Origin of the sequence: Agromyces sp. MMS24-JH15 (genome assembly GCF_043518605.1) — a bacterium.
GTDB lineage: Bacteria > Actinomycetota > Actinomycetes > Actinomycetales > Microbacteriaceae > Agromyces.
The window spans coordinates 1,404,907-1,424,925 of the sequence record NZ_CP171358.1; the positions used below are offsets into that span (position 1 = coordinate 1,404,907).

Annotated in this window: 15 protein-coding genes and 1 pseudogene; 6 read left to right on the forward strand and 10 right to left on the reverse strand. The window is 73.6% G+C overall.

Annotated elements, in window-relative coordinates; genetic code table 11:
* Positions 1–187: 187 nt before the first annotated feature.
* Together ACDF64_RS06400 and ACDF64_RS06405 are read right to left on the reverse strand one after the other, a co-directional pair.
* On the reverse strand, positions 188–1,264 hold the full coding sequence (locus ACDF64_RS06400) for an acyltransferase family protein (protein WP_394554183.1): 1,077 nt from the start codon (positions 1,262–1,264) through the stop codon (positions 188–190).
* 7 nt (positions 1,265–1,271) lie between these two features.
* A complete protein-coding gene (locus ACDF64_RS06405; RefSeq protein WP_394554184.1) occupies positions 1,272–2,687 on the reverse strand; it encodes a sugar transferase in 1,416 nt (471 codons plus the stop codon).
* Between the two features lie 245 nt (positions 2,688–2,932).
* Here ACDF64_RS06405 and ACDF64_RS06410 point away from each other — a divergent pair, with 245 nt between their 5' ends.
* The 6 genes and pseudogenes from ACDF64_RS06410 to ACDF64_RS06435 form a co-directional block, all read left to right on the forward strand.
* Positions 2,933–3,871, forward strand: coding sequence for an alpha/beta hydrolase (locus tag ACDF64_RS06410; RefSeq protein ID WP_394554186.1), 939 nt, complete (start codon positions 2,933–2,935; stop codon positions 3,869–3,871).
* Positions 3,872–3,982: 111 nt separating this feature from the next.
* Positions 3,983–5,311, forward strand: coding sequence for a Wzz/FepE/Etk N-terminal domain-containing protein (locus ACDF64_RS06415; protein WP_394554187.1), 1,329 nt, complete (start codon positions 3,983–3,985; stop codon positions 5,309–5,311).
* 25 nt (positions 5,312–5,336) lie between these two features.
* Complete coding sequence (locus tag ACDF64_RS06420; protein WP_394554189.1) at positions 5,337–6,875, forward strand: hypothetical protein; 1,539 nt, start codon at positions 5,337–5,339, stop codon at positions 6,873–6,875.
* Positions 6,876–6,941: 66 nt separating this feature from the next.
* Entirely contained in the window at positions 6,942–8,579 is a 1,638-nt protein-coding gene (locus tag ACDF64_RS06425) for a hypothetical protein (protein ID WP_394554190.1), read from the forward strand.
* A 14-nt stretch (positions 8,580–8,593) separates the two neighbouring features.
* A complete protein-coding gene (locus ACDF64_RS06430; protein ID WP_394554192.1) occupies positions 8,594–10,309 on the forward strand; it encodes a hypothetical protein in 1,716 nt (571 codons plus the stop codon).
* Positions 10,310–10,437: 128 nt separating this feature from the next.
* Positions 10,438–10,638: pseudogene (locus ACDF64_RS06435) on the forward strand (VanZ family protein); the annotation flags it as partial.
* Between the two features lie 49 nt (positions 10,639–10,687).
* Here ACDF64_RS06435 and ACDF64_RS06440 read toward each other — a convergent pair.
* The 8 genes from ACDF64_RS06440 to ACDF64_RS06475 form a co-directional block, all read right to left on the reverse strand.
* The gene (locus ACDF64_RS06440) at positions 10,688–11,950 is read right to left on the reverse strand and encodes a glycosyltransferase (protein WP_394554193.1); all 1,263 of its coding nucleotides are present in this window, start codon (positions 11,948–11,950) and stop codon (positions 10,688–10,690) included.
* On the reverse strand, positions 11,947–13,263 hold the full coding sequence (locus tag ACDF64_RS06445) for a UDP-glucose dehydrogenase family protein (protein WP_394554194.1): 1,317 nt from the start codon (positions 13,261–13,263) through the stop codon (positions 11,947–11,949). Before ACDF64_RS06445 ends, ACDF64_RS06440 begins: the two co-directional genes overlap by 4 nt.
* Complete coding sequence (locus ACDF64_RS06450) at positions 13,260–14,321, reverse strand: glycosyltransferase family 4 protein (RefSeq protein ID WP_394554197.1); 1,062 nt, start codon at positions 14,319–14,321, stop codon at positions 13,260–13,262. Before ACDF64_RS06450 ends, ACDF64_RS06445 begins: the two co-directional genes overlap by 4 nt.
* Positions 14,318–15,511: a hypothetical protein gene (locus ACDF64_RS06455; RefSeq protein ID WP_394554199.1), complete on the reverse strand. Its 1,194-nt coding sequence runs from the start codon at positions 15,509–15,511 to the stop codon at positions 14,318–14,320. Before ACDF64_RS06455 ends, ACDF64_RS06450 begins: the two co-directional genes overlap by 4 nt.
* A complete protein-coding gene (locus ACDF64_RS06460; protein ID WP_394554201.1) occupies positions 15,512–16,519 on the reverse strand; it encodes a glycosyltransferase in 1,008 nt (335 codons plus the stop codon).
* 156 nt (positions 16,520–16,675) lie between these two features.
* Positions 16,676–17,647, reverse strand: a complete 972-nt coding sequence (locus ACDF64_RS06465; protein ID WP_394554203.1) for a glycosyltransferase family 2 protein — start codon at positions 17,645–17,647, stop codon at positions 16,676–16,678.
* A gap of 3 nt (positions 17,648–17,650) precedes the next feature.
* Positions 17,651–18,730, reverse strand: coding sequence for a hypothetical protein (locus tag ACDF64_RS06470; protein ID WP_394554204.1), 1,080 nt, complete (start codon positions 18,728–18,730; stop codon positions 17,651–17,653).
* Positions 18,730–19,932 (reverse strand): acyltransferase family protein, encoded by a 1,203-nt coding sequence (locus ACDF64_RS06475; RefSeq protein WP_394554205.1) that lies wholly within the window; start codon positions 19,930–19,932, stop codon positions 18,730–18,732. Before ACDF64_RS06475 ends, ACDF64_RS06470 begins: the two co-directional genes overlap by 1 nt.
* Between the last annotated feature and the right edge of the window lie 87 nt (positions 19,933–20,019).

Here is a 20,019-nt window from a genome sequence, read left to right on the forward strand (position 1 = left end):
ACGCGTCGACTTCGTCGGCGCTACTCGACCACCGGGAGGTCGACTCCGTCGGCGCTCCTCGACCACCGGGTGGTGGGCTTCGTCGTCGCTCCTCGACCACCGGGAGGTCGACTCCGTCGGCGCTCCTCGATCACCGGGTGGTGGGCTTCGTCGTCGCTCCTCGACCACCGGGTGGTGGGCTTCGCGACTACTCGACGACGGGGTGGCGCTCGCGGCGGTCGGCCCAGGCGGTCAGGGCGGCGGCGAGCGGCTTCGGCAGGGAGAACACGCCGCCCCTCGGGCCGAGCCACCGGTTGAGCAGGAGTGCGACGGCCGTGACGAACGCCACCGGCCCGAGGACGGCGACGAACACGGGCAGGCCGTCGACCGGTAGCAGCGGCACGAGTGCGGCGAGCAGCATCGCGTGGACGACGTAGATCGGCAGCGTCCGCCGGCCGATGAACTCGAATGGACGGGCGAGCGGGCGCCAGCGGCTGACGAGGCTCGCGATCACGAGGCAGGCGACCACGCACACGCATGACAGCGCGATGCGCCCGACGCCGCGCAGCGGATCGGGCAGGACGGTGAACACCGCGGTCGCGCCGGGGATGGCGAGGAGCGCGAGCGCGAGCCATCCGAGGTTCGCCGACTCGGCGAGCCGCTGCCAGAGCGCCGTGCCGTGCACGCCGGCCAGGAAGAAGAATCCGTACATCATGATCGAGTGCCAGACCCAGTTGCCGCCGTCCGGCAGCAGGTCGCTCGCCGCGGCGGCCGCGACGACGGCCAGCGCGGGGAGCGTGATCCACGTCGGCAGGCGGAGCGTCGCCTTCGCGAGCACGAGGTACACGATCAGCGCGTAGAGGAACCAGAGCCCGTTCGGCGGCCAGAGCGGCGACACGAGCAGCGAGATCCACGGCGGCAGGATGTCGAGCGGTGCCGGCACGAAGCTGAACCAGATCGCGCGCAGCAGCATCCAGAGCAGGTAGACGTACCCCAGCATCGCGATCCGCGACGCGAACAGCCGCGGCCAGGTCCGCTGCACCGCGCGCGCCGCGAACGTGCCCGAGATGAGGAAGAAGAGCGGCATCCGGATGGCCGTGAGGTACATGTTCGCCGGATCCAGGACGCCGAGGGACCAGCCCGAGACATCCAGCAGCTGCACCGTGTGCGCGAGCACGACGAGCAGCATCGCGCCGCCCCGGGCCGTGTCGGCCCACGCGAGACGGGCGCCGACCCCGTGGGAGGGCAGCGGCGCAGGGGAGGGCGCGGGCGCGGGCGTCGCCATGGGCGTCCTAGTAGGCGCCGTCGCTGCCGAAGACGGCCCGCGCGGTGCGCCACAGGATGACGAGGTCGCCAGTCATCGTCCAGTTCTCGACGTAGAACAGGTCGAGCCGCACCGACTCGTCCCAGTCGAGGTTCGACCGGCCGCTCACCTGCCAGAGCCCCGTCACGCCGGGCTTCACGAGGAAGCGGCGGTGCACGTGCTGCGCGTACTGGCGGACCTCGCGCTCGAGCGACGGCCTCGGGCCCACGAGCGACATCGAGCCGAACAGCACGTTGAACAGTTGCGGCAGCTCGTCGAGGCTGAAGCGGCGGAGCACGCGGCCGATGGGCGTCACGCGCGGGTCGTCGCGCATCTTGAACAGGACCGCGTTGCCCTCGGTGCGCTCGGTGCCCACGAGCTCGTCGAGTCGCTGCTCGGCGTCCTCGTACATCGAGCGGAACTTGTACATCTCGAACGGCTCGCCGCGCCGGCCGACGCGCGTCTGCCGGAAGATCACGTTGCCGGGCGTGCTGAGGCGCACGATCATCGCGATCGCGAGCAGCACCGGGGACAGCAGGAGGATGAGCGACGCGGCGCCCGCGATGTCGAACGCCCGCTTCGCGTACAGCTTGCCGCCGTCGTACCTCGGGGTCTCGACGTGCACGAGCGGCAGCCCCGCGACGGGGCGCGTGTGGAGCCGGGGCCCGCCGATGTCGGTGAGGCTCGGCGCGAGCACGAGGTGCTGCCGGCCGGGCTCGAGCTGCCAGCTGAGCGAGCGGACGCGGTCGGGGGGCAGTTCGTCGGCGCTCGTGACCACGACCGTGTCCGCCTCGAGCGAGGTCAGTGCGTCGAGCACGCGGTCGACCGTGCCGACGATGGGGATCCCCGTGCCCGGGATCACGCCCGATACGGGCGTGCCCGAGATGCATCCGCCGACGACCAGGAAGCCCGACTGGGGCGAGCGCTGCAGGTCCGCGGCGACGCGGGCGACGGATGACTCGGAGCCGACCAGGAGCACGCGATGCGAGAGCGCCCCGCGGCGCCGCTTCGCGGCGAGCCACTTGCGCCAGAGCCAGCGGTCGAGGATCAGCAGCACGAGCCCGATCGGCAGGAGCACGGCGAGGAAGCCCTGCAGCCCGTCGATCGCGAGCACGTAGGCGAGGAGCCCGGCCGCGGCGACCACCACGATGCCCGCGTGGATCACCCGCCGGTACTCGGTGACCCCGGAACCGAGGATGCGCCGCGACCGGCTGCCGCTGAGCATGAGCGCGGCCATCCAGGTCGCGACGAGCAGCACGCACGCCGTGAACGACGGGGGGATCCCGAAGAGTTCCGGAAGGTTGCCGCGGACCGCGGACACCCGACCGATGGCGAAGGCGAGGCCGACGGCGGCCGAGATGGCGAGGAGGTCGGAGACGACGAGCCTCGGGAGGTAGGCATCCACCCACTCCGTCTGACGCGACTTCCTCGAACTCCCGATTGCGATGTTGGCAACGTGAGTCAAGTTCCCCCCTTGAACCGTTCCGAAGATACCGACGGGTGGCGTACTGCTCCACGGAAGACGCGAGGAATTAACACGTTGGACACGTCCCGTCACCCTGGGGCGGCGAGGGTGGAGTCAGCCGGGTTGGACTCCACAGGCGGATCGGCCCAGATTCGACCGAATCGATCATGTCCTGGGGAGGCTGCATGCGGAGTTCGAAGCGTTCGTCGCTCATCGTCGCGCTGCTCGTGTTCGGGCTCGCGCTGACGGGGTGCGCGGAGAGCAGCGCCGAGGGGCGCCAGCCCGACGTCACCGCGACGCCCGCCCCGACGCCCACGGCGACCGTGGCCGCAGGCCGGCACCGGGACATCCAGTACCGGGAGGTCGACGGACAGCCGCTGCTCCTGGACGCGTGCATCCCCGAGGGCGACGGCCCGGTGGCCGCGATCGTCCTCGTGCACGGCGGCGGGTTCGTCGCCGGCGACCGGACCTCGCTCGGCGGCCTCTGCGGAGACCTCGCGAAGGCCGGCTACGCGGCCTTCTCGATCGACTACCGGCTCGCGCCCGCGAACGTCTACCCGAGCCAGGTCGAGGACCTGACCGCCGCGGTCGAATGGCTGCGTCAGCCCGAGCAGGTCGCGACCTACGGCATCGACCCGGCGCGCATCGGCGTCGTCGGCAGCTCGGCCGGGGGCATCCTCGCGCAGTCGATCGGAACGGCCGGCGAAGGCGACCGCACCACGGGGTCGCGCGTCGCCGCCGTCGTGTCGCTGTCCGGGGCATCCGTGTTCACGGAGCAGGCGCTGCAGCTCGGCACGCCGACCAAGGAGGGCGCGGCGATGATCCTCAGTTACCTGCACTGCAAGCCGACCGCGCCCGACGCGTGCCCGAACGCGGCGCCGGCATCGCCGATCACCGCGATCGACCCGACCGACCCGCCCTTCCTCATGTACAACTCCACGCAGGAGATCGTGCCGATCGAGCAGGCGCGCGCGATGCGCGACGCGCTCGCCGCAGCCGGCGTGCCCATCACGCTCGTCGAGGTCCCCGGGACCTCGCACGGCGTCGACATCCTCCGCACGGAGGGCCAGGGCCAGCTCCTCGACTTCCTCGCCGCCACGCTCGGCGCACCGGTTCAGGGATGACTCGGATGCAGGGCGCGAACGAGACCACCACGCGACGCGCGAGGGACATCGCGGCGGAACCGCCGCCGCGAGCCCGGACGCGAGCGAATCGACGAGGGGGAAGGTGAACCGATGGAACTGCGTGAAACGCTCCGGGTCATCCGGCGCCAATGGCTGATCATCACGGTCACCGTGGCAGTGGGCATCGTCGGGGGAGGCGCCCTGACGTTCGTGCTGCCGGAGATGTGGGAGTCCAAGGCGACCGTGACGTTCGAGGGGGTGGCGTCCGGCTCCATGCAGGAGGAGCTGCAGGCCAACAACCTCATCGCCCAGCAGCTGCCGACCTACGCCCAGCTCGCCATGACCAGCGAGGTGCTGCAGCCGGTGATCGACGACCTCGGGCTCGACACGACCACCGTCGACCTCGTCGAGGACGTCCTGGCCGAGCCGTCGGCCGACGGCGGATCGCTCATCACGATCACCGCGCACGCGGAGACGGCCGAGGGGTCGCAGGCGCTCGCGGCGTCGATCGCCGACCAGCTGGTCGAATCGGTGTCCACGACCGCGACGGACTCCGACGGATCGGTCAGCGGCATCGAGGGGCGCGTCGTCGACCCCGCGTTCCTTCCCGACGTCCGGACCATGCCGATCCTCTGGCTCGACCTCGTCATCGGACTCGCCGTCGGCCTGCTCGTCGCGTTCATCATCGTGGTGATCCGGGAAGCCGTGAACCGGCGCATCCGCGGGCCGCTCGACCTCGATCGCGCCGACCTCCCGCCGCTCATCGGCACCGTGCCGAAGCAGAAGCGGCTCGCGCCCGCCGACCTCGTCGGCCTCTCCGAGACCCCCGCGCTCGTCGACGCGTTCCAGCGCATCCGGATCAGCCTCGGCGCGAAGTTCCTCGACCACTCGACCAGGGTCCTCGTGATCGTCTCGGTCGAGCCGAAGGCCGGCGCGACGACCGTGGCGGCCGGGATCGCGACCGCGGCCGCCGACGCCGGGCACCGCGTCGCGCTCGTCGACGCCGACCTCCGCCGACCGGCGATCGGGGTCGTGGAGTCCGAACCGCTCGAGGGCGGCGGCCTCGCCGGCTACCTCGGCGGCAGCGGCTCGGCGGCGGGGCTGACGACCGAGGTCGCACCCGGCCTCCGGCTCGTGCGGACCGGGCCCGCGGGCGACAGCGGCAGCGAGGCGCTCGGGTCCGAGCGCATGGCGAGCGCGCTCGAGGCGATCAGCCGCGAGTCCGACCTCATCGTCATCGACGGCGGCGCCGTGAACGCCGTCGCCGACCCGCTCCTGCTCGCGCCCTTCGCGGACGGGTACCTGATCGTCGCGCGCGCCGGGAGCACGACCGTCGAGTCGCTCGGGGCGGCCACCCGCGCGGTCCTCTCGGCGGGCGCGACCGTGAGCGGAGTCGTCCTGAACCGCGCACCGACCGGCGGGGCGGACGCCGGCGCCTGATCGCCGGCGGACGAACGGATCTCCGATGACGACCCTGGAGTCGCAGCGGCCGACGCCCGAGCCGGGCCCGCCCGCGGCCGGCTCGGGCGCGGCTCGCGGCGCGCGGTTCGGCGACCGCCTGCGCGCGGCCGGGCCCGTGATCGGCTGGGCATCGCTCGGCTCGCTCGCGGTGCTGCTCACCTTCCCGCTCGCGTGGATCGACCCGGCGCTCCCGCTGCTCGCCGCGGGCGGGATGGTCTACCTGTTCGTCGCGATCTACTTCCCGCGCGCGTTCGCGCTGATCGCGCTCTGCTCGATCATCCTGTCGGTGCCCCTCGCCGGCATCGTCGGACCGGTCGGCCGGAACCTCGACGAGCTGAGCGTGCTCATCGCGTTCCTCTCCTTCTGCTCGCGCCGCTTCGTGACCGAGCACCGGCTCGTCAGCCTGCCGGGCCTGCCCTGGTTCCTGCTCTACCTCGTCGGCGGACTCGCCAGCTCGTACTTCCGTGCCGTCCCCATCGACGTCGCGATCGAGGGCATGCTGCTCGCCATCAAGGGGCTCGTGTTCGCCTTCGCGCTCGCGCAGCTCGAGTGGCGTGAGAAGGACCTGCGGATCGCGGTCCGCGCGGGCGTCATCGCGATCCTCCTGCTCCTGGTGACCGCGGTGTGCAACCTGATCGCGCCCGTGCCGTGGACCATGACGTTCACCGGGCGCCCGCCGGTCGGCTACTACGGGGGCATCCCGGCAGTGAGCGGCCCGTTCCAGCACCCGGCCGCCTTCGGGCGGCTCGCGGCAGTGTTCGCGGTGGCCGTGTTCGTCTACCGGTACACCGTGCGGAGCTCGGCCTGGAACGCGGTGCTGCTCGTGCTCACCGCGGGGATGGCGTTCCTCACCTTCCGCGTGAAGTCGCTCGTGGGGCTCCTCGCGGCGCTCGGCGTACTGACGCTGCGCTTCGCGCGCCCGATGCTGCTGTGGGTCGCGGTCGCGTTCGGGCCCCTGCTGCTGATCCTGCTCGCCCCGCCGCTGCTCGAGTTCATCGGGGCGGACGTCGACACCTACATCATCGAGGACTCGGCCCGCTCGACGATCACGATGGGCTCGCTCGACGTCGCCGCGAACTACTTCCCGTTCGGCGCGGGCTTCGGCCGCTACGGCAGTTACACCGCGAGCGAGTACTACAGCCCGGAGTACGTGGTCCGCGGGTTCGAGCACATCTACGGCCTCGGCCGCGGCGACGACGGGCGCTTCCTCAACGACACGCAGTGGCCGGCGATCGTCGGCGAGACGGGCTGGATCGGCACGATCGGCTTCGTGATCGGGACGGCCGTCGCCGGCTGCTCGCTCTTCCGGGCGGTGCCGGGCGAAGCGCCGCTCGTGCGCTGGCTGCGCCTGTGCGGTGTCGGGTGGCTCGTGCTCCTGATCACCGAGTCGATCGCCGCACCCGTCTTCGGGTCGCCGCCGGCGTACCCGTTCCTGTTCGCGGCGGTCGGCATGATCGCCTCGATGCGCGCCTCCCGCACGCTCATGGGGGAGTCGGCGCGGGACTCGTCGCTCGCGTTCCGGGGGACCTTCGTGCGGGGGTGACCGGGGCTGCGCGCGGGGGCGCGGACGGTCGGCATCGCCGCCGACTGACTGACGGAAGGGGGAGCAATGTTCGATTCGCGACGGGCGTTCCTCGCGCTCGCGGCCGCGGGCGGCCTCGGCGCCGTCGCGGCGCGGCCCGATGCCGCCGCTGCAGCCGCCGGCTCGGCGGCCCCCGCGGTGCGTGCGGCCGACGTCGGCCTCGCCGGCAACGGCACGACCGATGACGGCCCGGCGATCCAGGCCGCCTACGATGCCGGCGTCGGCGCCATCGACTTCGAGGCGGGGAAGACCTACCTGGTCGCGACGCCCGTGTTCCTCGACCGCGCGAGCACGTACGACCAGTTCGTGCTCAACCTGAACGGCGCGTTCCTGAAGCTCGCGAACACCCTGCCGACGACCGACGCGTTCTGGCGCGAGCCCGCCGTGCGCTGGGCGATCTTCCCGAACACGAAGCGCGCCGCGTGGAACCGCACGGCGAACAAGGTCGCGGTCGACGCGAGCCGCCGGGCCTCGGGCTCCGGAGTCGGCGCGCTCCTCTCGCTGACGGTCCGCAACGGCACGGTGGACGGCGGCGGCGCGGCCGTCGGCCTCGCGTTCGCCAACCGCACCGGATGCCGCTTCGACGCCGTCGTCCTCTTCCGCGGTCGGGCCCTGCTGTCCTGGTTCGACTACTGCGACGTCAACGTGCTGATCCAGTGCCACAACCGGGCGGGTGGGCCGGAGAACGCGGTGCTCGTCGAGCAGGTCGCCTCGGGCGACGGCCTGCTGATGGCGAGCTGCAAGTCGGACGCGGGCGTCTGGCTCGCGAGGCTGAAGTACAACCGGGGCGCCACGATCACGGGCACCGTGACCGGACGGATCGAGCTCGACTCGTGTGCGGGCGTGGTCGTCTCTGGGGCGCACCAGGAGGCGCCGATCGCGAACGCGACGATGCTCGTGCTCCGGAACTCCCGGGTCGTGATCGAGCATTCGGTCCTCTACCTGACCCGGGGCGGATCCGCGCCCGCGGCGATCACGATCGACGATTCGGCGACCGAGGCGCACACCGAGCTCGTGCTCGACGACGTCGTCGAGATGCGCGCGCTCGAGAACGCCGACGTCCGGCTCGGCGCGCTCGTCGAGGCGACGAAGCTCGCCGAGGACACGCGGATCGTCGCGCGCGGTCTGACGTCGTCGGCGACCGGGCCGGGGATCGGCGGGGTGTGGGTGGCGACCGGCGGCGTGCAGGTCACGGGCGACGCGCTCGCCGCAGGCGCGGCGGCGGCGGGCCCGGCGGCGCTCGCCTCGGGGGACTGGGTGCTCGCCAAGCGCGGCGGGGCGTGGTCGGTCCAGCCCACGAGCGCGATCCCGGCTCCCGCGGTCGCCGCGCCGGCGTTCCTCACGGCCAGCGGGTCGAGCGGGGACGTCGCCGGCGGGTCGCTCGCTGGGGTCGCGGTCCGGTACGCCGTGCTCGCGGTCGACGCGGCCGGGAAGGCGAGCGCCGTCACGACGTCGGCGCAGGTCACCCCGGGCTCGGGCGGCGTCGCGAAGCTCGTGGTCCGGGTCGCCTCGGCTCCGTGCGAGCTGCGGATCCGACGGTTCCGCGGCACGTCGACCACGCCCGAGGCATCCCTCTCCATCCCCGTCGGGCGACCGCGCGTGACGTTCTACGACCAGGGTGCCAACCTGTCCGGCTTCGCCTGGGCGGCCGGCACCGCCTACTGACCGAGGAGACGCCCATGTCGTTCGATTCCCGCCGGACCTTCCTCGCCCTCACCGCGCTCGGCGGCCTCGGGACGGTCGCCGGGGTCGCGCAGGCGGCGGGGCCGGGGGAGGCCGGTGCGGCCGGCACGGGGACCGGCGCGGCGAGCCTCGCGGGCGCGGCCGGCGGGACGGCGCCGTCGGCCCGGCCCGCGATCACCGCGGCCGAGGCGGGGCTCGTCGGCGACGGCGTCGCCGACGACGCGCCCGCGATCCAGGCCGCGTACGACGCGGGCGTCGGGGGCATCCAGTTCGAAGGCGGGCGGAACTACCTGCTCGACTCGCCAGTGTTCCTCGACCGCGGCGACACCTACGACATGTTCGTGCTCGACCTGAACGGCGCGACCCTGCTCCTCGGCGGCGGCCTGCCCGCGACCGACGCGTTCTGGCGCGAGCCGCGCGTGCGGTGGGCGTTCTTCCCGAACACGCGGCGCTCCGCCTGGAACCAGGGTGCCCGCGCCGTCCAGGTCGACACCTCGACGCGCGCGACCGGCGGGAACGTGGGCGCCCTGATCTCGCTCACCACGCGGAACGGCACGGTCGACGGCCAGGGCGAGCGCGTCGGGTTCTCGTTCGCGAACCGCACGGGCAGCCGGTTCGACTGCGTCGTGCTCCACCGTGCGCGCGTGCTGCACTCGTGGAACGACTACAGCGACTGCAACGTGTTCATCCTCTGCCACAACCGCGCCGGCGGGCCCGACGACTCGGTGCTCGTCGAGCAGGTGTCGTCGGGCGACGGCCTGTTCATGGCGAGCTGCAAGTCGGATGCCTCGGTCGGGGTCGCCCGCCTCAAGTACTCGCGCGGCGCCGAGATCGTCGGCACCGTCTCCGGGCGCATCGAACTCGACTCGTGCTCGGGCGTGCGCATCGGGGCCGCGCACCAGGAGGCGCCGATCGTCAACCGCACGATGATCGAGATCAGGAACTCCGACGTCGTCGTCGACGACTGCACGATGTACCTCACGCGCGGCGACGGCCCGCTGCCGGCGGCGATCACGATCGACGACTCCGACACCGACGCCCACACCGAGCTGGTGCTGCGCGACACGCGCGAGGTCCGCGCGCTCGAGAGCGACGACCTCGCGCTCGGCGCGCTCGTGTCGGTCGACCACCCGGCCGAGGACACGACCGTCGTCGCCCGGGGGCTCCGGTCGGTCACGGTCGTGCCGGGAGTCGGCGGCGTGTGGACGGCGACCGCCGGTCCGGTCGTCACCGGGACGGATGAGATCGCCGCGGCCGTCGCCGCCGCGCCGGCGGCGCTCGCGACGGGGGACTGGGAGCTCGGCCGCCGGGGCGGCGCCTGGGTCGTGCAGCCGACCAGTGCGGCGCCGGCGCCGGCGCTCTCGCGACCGACGATCCTCGCCGCGACCGGCTCGAGCGGCGAGGTCTCCGGCGGCTCGCTCCCCATCGCCGAGCCGCTCGTCTACGTGATCGTCGCCCGCGGTCGTGACGGCAGGTCCAGCTCGCGCTCCAAGCTCGCGCCGACCATCGCGGGCCCGGCGCGCACGGTCAAGCTCGTGCTCCGGGTCGACTCGGCGCCCTGCGAGCTCCGTATCTGGCGGTTCCGCGGAACCGCGACCGGGCCCGACGCCTACCTGAGCCTGCCCTGGTCGCGCCCGAAGGGCACGCTCCACGACCTCGGCGCGCACCTGTCGGGGTTCACCTGGCTGACCGGGGGAGCGATCCCCAGGTGACCCGTCGTGCCCGCATCCTCGTCCGCTGCCTGTTCCTGGTGCCGGTCCTCGTCGTCGCCGTCGCCGTGTTCAGCCCCGTCCCGCTGCAGCTCGGCGGGGGCGACGTCGTCTGGCACCTGCTCCGCGTCATGCGGCACCTCGGGCTCCCGGGGTTCGTGAAGTACGACGTCGTGGAGTTCGCGGCGAACGTGCTGCTGTTCATCCCGATCGGGGCGTGGCTCGCGTTCGAGTTCCCGCCGAGGCGGTGGTGGCTCGCCGTCGCGGTGGCCGCGATCGGGTCGGCGGCGATCGAACTGCTGCAGGGGCTCGTGCTCGTCGCGCGCGTGCCGTCGGTCGCGGATGTCGCGGCGAACACGGTCGGGGCCCTGGTCGGCGCCCTCATCGTGACGTCGGTGCGGCGGCGACGGCGACAGCGCCGTTCGCCGGAACGGACGGGGTCGAAGCCGCCGAGGACGACGGTGCCGACGCCGGCGCCGACGCCGGCGGTGCCGACGCCGGCGCCGACGCCGGCGGTGCCGAAGCCGGCGCCGCCCACGCCGCCGGGCGACCTCGCCGCACCGCCGCGTGGCGCATCGCGCTGAGCAGCAGTGCCGCACTCGTCTCGGGCGAGAAGCGCGCGAGCCAGTCGTCGACCTCGGGCACCTCGAGCCCCGAGGCCGCGACGAGCGCGTCGGCGAGCGAGTCGGGATCGTCGTCGAGGGCCAGTTCGCCCGTGACGCCCGGGATGATCGCATCGGCCACGCCGAGCGCGCCCGAGACCGCGACCGCGGGCACGCCGCACGCGGCCGCCTCGACGAGCACGTTGCCGAACCCCTCGCGGACCGACGGCAGCAGCACCACCGAGTTCGGCTCGAAGCCCGAGAACCAGTCCTCGACCCAGCCGTGCGACACGAACGGGACCTCGGCGTCGCGCGCGAGCGCGGCGGTCTCCTCGAGCAGTGGCCCGCCGCCGAACGACACCACGCGGGCCTCGACGCCACGCGCCCGCAGTCGGGCCGCGGCCGCGATCGCGAGCCGCGGGCGCTTCTGCGGCACGAGCCGGCCGGCGAGCACGATGTCGATCCCGTGCTCCGCCCCGGGCGTGCGGGGGACCCGCCGGGTCGCGCGCGCCTTGGCGAGTGCCGGGTTCGGCACGACGGCGAGTCGGTCGCCGCGCACCCCGAACCCCGCGACGAGCTCGCCGCCCACGGGGTGCGAGCACGCGACCACGAGATCGGCGCGACGGTACATCCGCTTCGCGAGCGAGATCTTCAGCCGGTGGCCGAGGGGCGAGCCGGGCAGGCCGAGCGAGATCAGGTTGTGCTCGCTCACCACGGTCAGCGGTCGCGTCGCGCGGTCGACGCTCAGCGATGCCGCGAGCGCGAGGAGCGCGGGGTAGGTCTGGAGGGCGACGACCACGTCGGGACGGCGCCTGCGGATGACCGCGCGGATGCCGCGCACGGTCGCCGCGTGCCCGTCCGGGCCGAGGTCGACCAGGGCGACGCCGTCGGGCAGTCGCTCGGCGGGCCGGTCCGACACCAGGACGGCGGTGACGTCGGCATCCGGGGCGAAGGAGCGCATCCACTGCACGCCGACCTCCTCGGCGCCGCCGCCGTGCAGCGACGTGACGACGAACACGATCCGGGGCCGCGCGGCCTTCACGGGCGACCCAATCCCCGGTAGGTCCAGCCGGCCGCGCGCCACGCGTCCGCATCGAGGCAGTTGCGGCCGTCGATGACGACCGGGTTCCGCACCATCTCGCGGACCGCGATCGGGTCGAGCTCGCGGTACTCGCGCCACTCGGTCACGATCACGACCGCATCGGCGTCGACGAGCGCGTTCCGCGGACTCGGCACGTAGAAGAGCTGCGGATGCCGCAGGCGAGCGTTGGCGACGGCCTGCGGGTCGGTCGCGAGCACGTTCGCGCCGAGCCCGAGCAGCCGGACCGCGACGTCGAGCGCGGGCGAGTCGCGGACGTCGTCCGAGTCTGGCTTGAACGCGAGGCCCAGCACCGCGACGTTCCGCTCGTAGACCGAGCCGCCGAGTTCCTCGACGACGAGGTCGACGAGGCGCTGGCGTCGGCGCAGGTTGATCGCGTCGACCTCCTTGAGGAAGGCGACCGAGTCGCCGCGGCCGAGCTCCTCCGCGCGCGCGGTGAACGCCCGGATGTCCTTCGGCAGGCATCCGCCGCCGAACCCGACGCCGGCGTTCAGGAATCGCCGGCCGATCCGGGCGTCGTGGCCGATCGCGTCGGCGAGGCGGGTGACGTCCGCGCCGGTCGCCTCGGCGATCTCCGCCATCGCGTTGATGAACGAGATCTTCGTCGCGAGGAACGCGTTCGCCGCGGTCTTGACGAGCTCGGCGGTCGCGTAGTCGCTCACGACGACGGGCGTGCCGCGTTCGACCGCGGCGGCGTAGACCTCGTCGAGGAGGCCACGTGCCTCGGTCGCCGCGTCCGGGTCGTCCGGCAGGCCGTAGACCAGGCGGTCGGGCGAGATCGTGTCCTCGACCGCGAACCCCTCGCGCAGGAACTCCGGGTTCCAGGCGAGCGCGCTCCCGGGTGCCGCGTCGGCGATCCACGCGGCGAGCCGCGCGGCGGTGCCGACCGGCACGGTCGACTTGCCGACCACGAGCGATCCCTCGGCGAGCACCGGGATGAGCGAGGCGACCGCCGCGTCGACGTACGTGAGGTCGGCGGCGTTGCCGCCGGGCGCCTGCGGCGTGCCCACGGCGACGAAGTGCAGGCGCGCGTCGGCGGCATCCGCCATGTCCGTGGAGAAGCGCAGGCGACCCGACTCCGTGGCCTCGGCGAGCAGCTCGTCGAGCCCGGGCTCGTAGAACGGCGCGCGGCCCTCGCTCAGCGCGCCGATCTTGGCCCGGTCGACGTCGATGCCGACGACGTCGTGCCCGATCTTCGCCATCGCCGCGGCGTGCACCGCGCCCAGGTACCCGCACCCGATCACCGAGATCCTCATCCAGCCCTCCGTGCCGCGGTCGTCGCCGCCCGTCCAGTCCCGGTCGCCGCCTCGACCCACAGCCGTTCGAGGCGCGGGTAGACGGCGTCCGCCGAGAAGCGCTCGTCGAACGCCCGCCGTCCCGCGGCCGCGATGCGCGCGCGGGCGTCGGCGTCGGCCGTCAGCAGGCCGAGCGCGTCGGCGAGGCCGTCCGCGTCGCCGGGCGCGAGCACGACGCCCGCGCCGTCCGCGAGGACGGCCGCGATGCCGCCCACGTCGGTCGACACCACGGCGCAGTCGCGTGCGAGCGCCTCGAGGATGAACATGGGCATGGCCTCGTCGCGCGAGGGCAGCACCGCGATGGCCGCACCGTCGAGGAGTCGCATGAGCTCGTCGTGCGGGACGGCGCCGCGGAACTCCACGCCGGGCAGGTCGCGTCGCACGAGGTGGGCGTCCCGGATCGGGCCGGCGACGACGAGCCGCCAGCCGTCGGGAGCGATGCGCGCCCACGCCGCCTGGAGCACGTCGATGCCCTTCCGATGGCCGACCGCGCCGCCGAACACGACCGTGCGCGTTTTCGCCGACGGCGTGCCGCCCGGGATCGCGTTCGGCACGAGTTCCACGCGCGCCGGGTCGACGAATCGGCCGGCGACCTCGCTGCTCTCGTCCGACAGGCTGATCACGCGGTCGGACGCGCGCAGCGCGGCGCTGACGAGCTTCGGGTGGCGCTCGGCGAACGCGGCGAACTCGCTGCCGTGCAGGTGCGCGATGGTCGGGATGCCGCGTGCCCGCGCGACCCGCAGCAGCGAGCCCTCGCGCACGAACGATCCGCGTTCGGACAGGTGCCCGACGACGACCTGCGGCCGGTCGGTCGGTAGGCGCAGCAGTTCCCGGAGCGCCGCGGAGGATCGTCGGACCGCGGCGGGCAGGTCGTGCGGATCCGCGCGCGACCGGATGACCCGCACGTCGGCCTCCTCGAACGGCCAGGCCAGGTAGGCGTTGAGCACCTGGGTCATGCCGCCGGCGTGCTCGCCCGAGCGGCCGAGGTGGTGCACGGTCACCCGTGGCGCGGCCGTCATCCGGCCACCGCGTCGCGCTCGGCGACGGCGTCGGCGCTCGCCGCCGGGCCGGCGGCCGCGACCGCGGCCGCGTCGGCATCCGAGCCCGAACCCGAGCCCGGCCGCGCCTCCGCGAGGGTCCGGCGGACGCGCTCGCGGACCGCCGCGAGCTCGACGCGCGCGGACGCGAGCGACGCGAACATCGCCGGCCGGCGCGCGGCGAGCGCCTCGAGCGCGTCGGCGACGTCGTCGGGGGCGGTTGCGGTGCTCCGGATGGTGACGTCGTCGATTCCGATGGTCGCGAAGTGCCGGTCGATCTTGTCCGAGCCGTTCGCGAGCGTCCCGACGGGGACCGCGCCCTCGGTGAACGCGGCGATCACGACGTGGAGCCGGTCGCTGAGGGCGATCGCGGTCCGTCGGTAGAGGGCCCGGAGGAGCTCCTCCTGCCGGTCGTGGCCGCGCAGGTCGTCCCAGGCGAGCACCTGCCCGCCGAGGTCGGTCGCGAGCCGTCGACTGCGCTCGTTGTCGACGTGGACCTGGGTGACGGCCCAGATCTCGAGCCCGTGGCGCTCGGCGTAGCGCCGCACGCCCTCGATCCAGGCGTCGGTCGGGTAGGGCGGCGCGGGGTCGTCGGCGCGCAACGACACGACGAGCACGTCGCGGCGCGGGGCATCCGCTTCGGCGAACCCGGCCAGCTCGGCGTCCGTCGCGCCCTCGCCGAACGCGAGGTCGGGCATCGGCGCGCCCGCCCGCATGTACTCGGCCGTGCGGATGTCGCGCCAGAGCGTGAGGTCGCTGAGCGCGATCGAGGGCTTCATCAGGGCGCGGGGGAGCGGTGCGAAGTTCCGCGAGCCGACGCCCGCGCGGACCGTCCGGCCGCCGCGCGTCCGGATCACACCGAGCAGCGGCAGCATCGACAGGTGCTCCTTCATGCCGACGAGCGTGAGCTGGATCTCGCCGGGCTTGAACACGTAGGACGCGTCGCCGCGCACCGCGGACCGCATGGCCTCGCGGTACCAGGCGAGGAACGACCGGTAGACGACGTCCTCGTCGCGCAGGCGCAGCCCCTCGTCGTAGCCGTCGGGCGAGGCGCCCACGTACACGTGCAGCACGCCGTCGTCGGGGCGCACCCAGTCGAGCAGCTGCCGACGCAGGATGATGTCGCCGACGTTCTCGTACTGCCCCCGGCCGACCGCGAAGACCCGGCGCATTCAGGCGCCCTGCCCCACGACCGACGCCTCGAGGGAGTCCTCGCGGTCGATGATCTCGTAGCGCGCGGCGTCGAGCATGGCGTCGGCGTCGAGCTCGTCGGCCTCGACCGCGTGCGCGATGCCGAGGTCGGTGACCAGGTCGGCGATCTGCCGCTGGTGGTCGTCGACGTGCTCGCCGCGGCCGGACCGGCGCACCGCCATGAGCGGGTGGATGCCGAGCTCGAGCATGCCGAGCAGGGTGCCGACGCCCGCGTGCGTGACCACGACGTCGGCCTCGCGCGCGACGCGGTCGAACTCCTCGGGCGCGAGGTGCCGGTGCACCGTGCCGGGCAGGTCGTCGCGGTCGGTGAAGCCGACCTGCCAGGTCGTGTCCGTCCCGGCGAGGCCGGTCGCGAGGACGGCGTCGACGAGCGCGTCGAAGCGGTAGCCCTCGATCGTGCCGAGCGTGACGAACACGCGGAGCGGCCGATCGGGCAGCGCGCGCTCGCGCCGTTCGAAGGTCGCGAGGATGCTCGGCTGCGGACGCCAGCGGGCGCCCGCCCAGCTGGGGTGCTGCGTGCGGAGGTCCGCCGCGCGCAGTCGCTGGAGCACGCGGCCGGTCATCGACGGCCCGTCCACGCGGCAGACGCTCTCGATGTAGGTGGCGGGGATGCGGCGCATCCGGGCGACGGGCAGGACCGCGAGCGCGATGCCCGCGCCCGTCGACACCGCGGCGTCGAAGTGCTCGGTGCGCAGCAGCGAGCGGATCCGGCCGATGGTGCGGGCGATGCCGCGGTAGTCGCGGGGGCGCACGTACGGCACATGGAGCACGCGCCGGCCGCGCAGCAGCGAGTCGGCCTGGGGGCTCGCGAACGTGACCCAGAGCGAGTCGTCGCTCGGCCGGAGGAACTCCGCCTGCCGAACGAGTTCCTGCAGGTGGCCGCCGGTGGAGGCGGCGAGCAGGAGCTTGCGCGGACCGCCGGCGGCCGGCGGCGCGGCGCCTGCGAAGGGTGCGTACGGAACGGACATGACCTCTCCCCCCGGGTCTGACTCGGTGCGAGGCCGCCGTCGCCCTCCGTTCGGTGTCGAGCGTAGGAGGCCGGTTGGACCGCCGGTAGGCGCGTTACAGAGACTTAACGTGACCTTCACTCGGATTCCCCCGTGCCGTTCCCGCGCATCGGCCGGCTACCGCTCCGCGACCCGGAGGAGCCGCCGGTAGACCGGGATGGACGTCTTCGCCGCGACCGCGAGCGCGAGCCGGCGCGGATCGCGCCTGCGGGCGAGCACGGCGAGGTCGGATGCCCCGAGCCGTCGCCGGAGGCGCGCGACGATCGCCGTCGACTCCTCGGCCGAGTAGGGGCCCTGCACGCCGTCCTTGATACCCGAGAGCACGATGTACCTCGCGTGGAAGTACCGGTGCGCGTCGCCGTCGAGGATCGCCGGATCGAGGCGTGCGGCCGCCCGTGCGACGGCGTCGCCGACGAGCTCGAGCGACGCCGCACGGCTCGAGCGCGACGTGATGATCGATCCGCCCCGCACACGGTAGTCGTAGACGACGTCGGGGACGAACCCGACCCGCCCCGCCCGCGACAGCGCGTCGGCGGTCATCGCGAGGTCGGAGTGCACGCGGGCGGGCGTGAACTCGAGCGCCGCGGCCACCTCGCGTCGGAACAGCTTGTTCCACAGGTGGCCGGTGATCCGGCCGGTCAGAAGCAGCTCGAACGCGTCGCGCCCGGTGATCGGATGCCCCGTCGGCGCCTCGATCGGCCGCGTCGACGCGCCGCCGTCGTAGACGAACCGCGCGCCGGCCACCACGACGTCGAGCGCGCCCGCATCGGCCGCCGCGACGAGGATCGCGAGCGCGTCGTCCCGCCAGGCGTCGTCGGCGTCCACGAACCACACGTACTCGCCCGCGGCCGCCTCGACCCCGCGCCGCCGGGCGTTCGCGACCCCGCCGTTGCGGTCGAGCGCGACGAGCCGGAGCCGGTCGTCGGCCGCCGCGGCCCGGGCGACGAGGTCGGCCGAGCCGTCCGTCGAGCCGTCGTCGACGACGACGACCTCGAACGAGTCGAAGCACTGGGCGAGGAGGCGGGGCAGCGCCTCGGGCAGGTGGGAGGCGCCGTTGTACACGGGGACGACGATCGTCGCACGAGGCATCCGTCAGTTCCTTCCGGCGAGGGCCACGAGGGTCCGCGTGAGGTCGTCGATGTCGCGGCGGGCGAGGATGACGCGGTCCATGATCTCCGCGTGCCGGTCGAGCGCGCGCGCGGCCGTGGCCGCGGCGGCGGCCGGGTCGGCGAGGGTCCGGTCGACCGCGGTGTCGGCGATGCCCGCGCCCGCGAGCGTGCGGGTCGCCTTGTCGCTGCCGTCGGAGGCGAGAACGAGCGGCACCGCGCCCTCGGTCGCCGCGATCACGAGTCCGTGGAGCCGATCGCTCAGCACGGCCTTCGATCGGCGGTAGGTGCCGCGCAGCCGCGCCTCCTGCTTCGCGTGGTTCGGGCCCTCCCAGACGACCGCCTCGACGCCGAGCGCCCCGGCGAGTTCCTGGGCGAGCGGCCCGTCGCGTTCGATCTGCGCGACCAGGACCGGTTCGAGCCCGAGCCGGTCGGCGAGTCCCGCGACCGCGTCGAGCCAGCGCTGGTCCGGGCGGTCGCGCTCGGCGTGCTCGAGGCTCGCGCGCACGCCGATCGCGAGCCGGTCGCGGCCCGGGTCGTCGGCGGCCGAGGCGAGGACCCCGTCGGGCGCGCCGAGCGCGAACGCCCAGTCGGGCGAGACGCCGCCGACGCCCATCATGCGGCGGCTCACGTCGTCGCGCCACGTGACGACCGAGCACAGGCGCAGCACGGCCGAGATCGGCACGCGCCACGCGGTGGACTCGCGCACGCCCACGCCGAGGTGCGCGGATGCCCCGCCGCGCAGCCGCGACGCGAGGAGCAGCGGGGCGAGGCGGAGGTACCGCATCGCGAACGCGCGCTGCACCTCGGTCTCGCCGGTGTCGAAGGCGTAGAGGCTCCGCTCGGTCGTGAGCGCACGCGACACGCGGCTGCGCCATTCCGGGCGCGTGCGGTAGAGCCGGTCGGCCTCGTGCAGGCCGAGGCCGCTCAGGTGGTCGTCGTCCCGTCCTCCGACGTAGACGTGCAGCGGGCCGACCCGGCGCAGGGCGTCGAGGAATCCGCGCCGGAGCACGGTGTCGCCGACGTTGTCGTACTGGCCGACCGCCGACGCGTACACGTCCACCACTAGCGCGTCCCGTCCGCGCCGGGCACGGGCGTGGCGCCGGTCGCGGCGGGGTCGGCGGCCTCGCCCGCCGCGGGGTCGGCGCCCTTCCCCGCGTCGACGTCGGTGCCCGTCCCCGCCCCGGGGCCGGCGGCGCGCCGCTTCTTCGCGCCGGACGGCATCCGGAGCGGGCTGACGAACAGCCACGGGAACCGCGCGAGCACGCGGAACAGCAGGAGCGACACCCAGATCGCGATCGCGACCATCACGATGAGGATGCCCCAGCCGCCGTCGGGCAGCGTGAGCAGCACCGGGAACGCGGAGAGCAGGACCCCGAGGCCCGCGAGCACGAACACGTGCAGCAGGTAGATCTCGAACGACCGGACGCCGAGATTGCCGACCCACGCGAGCGCCCGGAGCCGGACGAGCCGGACCGATACGGTCGCGCCGAGGGCGACGGCCGAGACCTGGCCGAGCAGGACGACGCCGGGGATGTCCCGCGTCCACGGCACGAACGCGAGCGATGCCGTGACGAGGGCGTACCCGGCGAACGCCGCGGCGATGTGCCACCCCTTCGAGTCGAGCACGGCCTGCTCGATCCGCTTGGAGAACAGCGCGCCGACGACGAAGAACACGAAGCACACGCACATGTGGGTCCAGCCCACGTTGCCCGTGTCGAGCAGGTCGGACGAGAACAGCACGCTGAGCACGGCGGCTGCGCCGACCTGCAGCCAGACGGGCAGGCGCCGGATGAGCCAGAAGGCGACGGTGAACACGGCCAGGGCGAGGATGAACCAGTAGCTCGACGTGGGCCACACGAAGATGAGCAGGAGCGAGATCGGGTCGGACGCGGTCGTGCCGGCGCCGTCCCCGGCGCGCACGTTCGGCACGACCAGGTAGAAGAGGAAGCGGATCACGCTCCAGACGACGTAGAGGTACAGGTACCCCGAGATCTTCCGCTTCCACGTCTCCGCGAAGGTCCACTGCTGGATCCGCAGCCCGAACATCCCCGCGATGAGGAAGAACACGGGCATCGGGAAGGTCTCGAGGGTGACCTTCGAGCGGGTCATCCCGTCGCCCTCGAACCCGATCGAGTGCAGGAACAGCATGCCGTGGTAGACCACCACGAGGATGATCGCGACCCCCTTCGCGAGGTCCATCCAGGACTTGCGTCCGATGTCCGTCCGGTAGATCCCGCGCGATCCGGTCACTGTTCGAGCACCCATCCGGTACCTCCCCCGATTCCCAACGTGGTCAGGTGATTGCCGGTCACGTTAGTTCCGGCGTGTTTCCGCTCGGCGACGCGATGGAGA

Coding starts and splice junctions, on each gene's coding strand:
- ACDF64_RS06400 (WP_394554183.1), bottom strand. CDS start 1,264: ATGGCGACGCCCGCGCCCGCGCCCTCCCCTGCGCCGCTGCCCTCCCAC.
- ACDF64_RS06410 (WP_394554186.1), top strand. CDS start 2,933: ATGCGGAGTTCGAAGCGTTCGTCGCTCATCGTCGCGCTGCTCGTGTTC.
- ACDF64_RS06415 (WP_394554187.1), top strand. CDS start 3,983: ATGGAACTGCGTGAAACGCTCCGGGTCATCCGGCGCCAATGGCTGATC.
- ACDF64_RS06420 (WP_394554189.1), top strand. CDS start 5,337: ATGACGACCCTGGAGTCGCAGCGGCCGACGCCCGAGCCGGGCCCGCCC.
- ACDF64_RS06425 (WP_394554190.1), top strand. CDS start 6,942: ATGTTCGATTCGCGACGGGCGTTCCTCGCGCTCGCGGCCGCGGGCGGC.
- ACDF64_RS06430 (WP_394554192.1), top strand. CDS start 8,594: ATGTCGTTCGATTCCCGCCGGACCTTCCTCGCCCTCACCGCGCTCGGC.
- ACDF64_RS06445 (WP_394554194.1), bottom strand. CDS start 13,263: ATGAGGATCTCGGTGATCGGGTGCGGGTACCTGGGCGCGGTGCACGCC.
- ACDF64_RS06450 (WP_394554197.1), bottom strand. CDS start 14,321: ATGACGGCCGCGCCACGGGTGACCGTGCACCACCTCGGCCGCTCGGGC.
- ACDF64_RS06455 (WP_394554199.1), bottom strand. CDS start 15,511: ATGCGCCGGGTCTTCGCGGTCGGCCGGGGGCAGTACGAGAACGTCGGC.
- ACDF64_RS06460 (WP_394554201.1), bottom strand. CDS start 16,519: ATGTCCGTTCCGTACGCACCCTTCGCAGGCGCCGCGCCGCCGGCCGCC.
- ACDF64_RS06465 (WP_394554203.1), bottom strand. CDS start 17,647: ATGCCTCGTGCGACGATCGTCGTCCCCGTGTACAACGGCGCCTCCCAC.
- ACDF64_RS06475 (WP_394554205.1), bottom strand. CDS start 19,932: ATGGGTGCTCGAACAGTGACCGGATCGCGCGGGATCTACCGGACGGAC.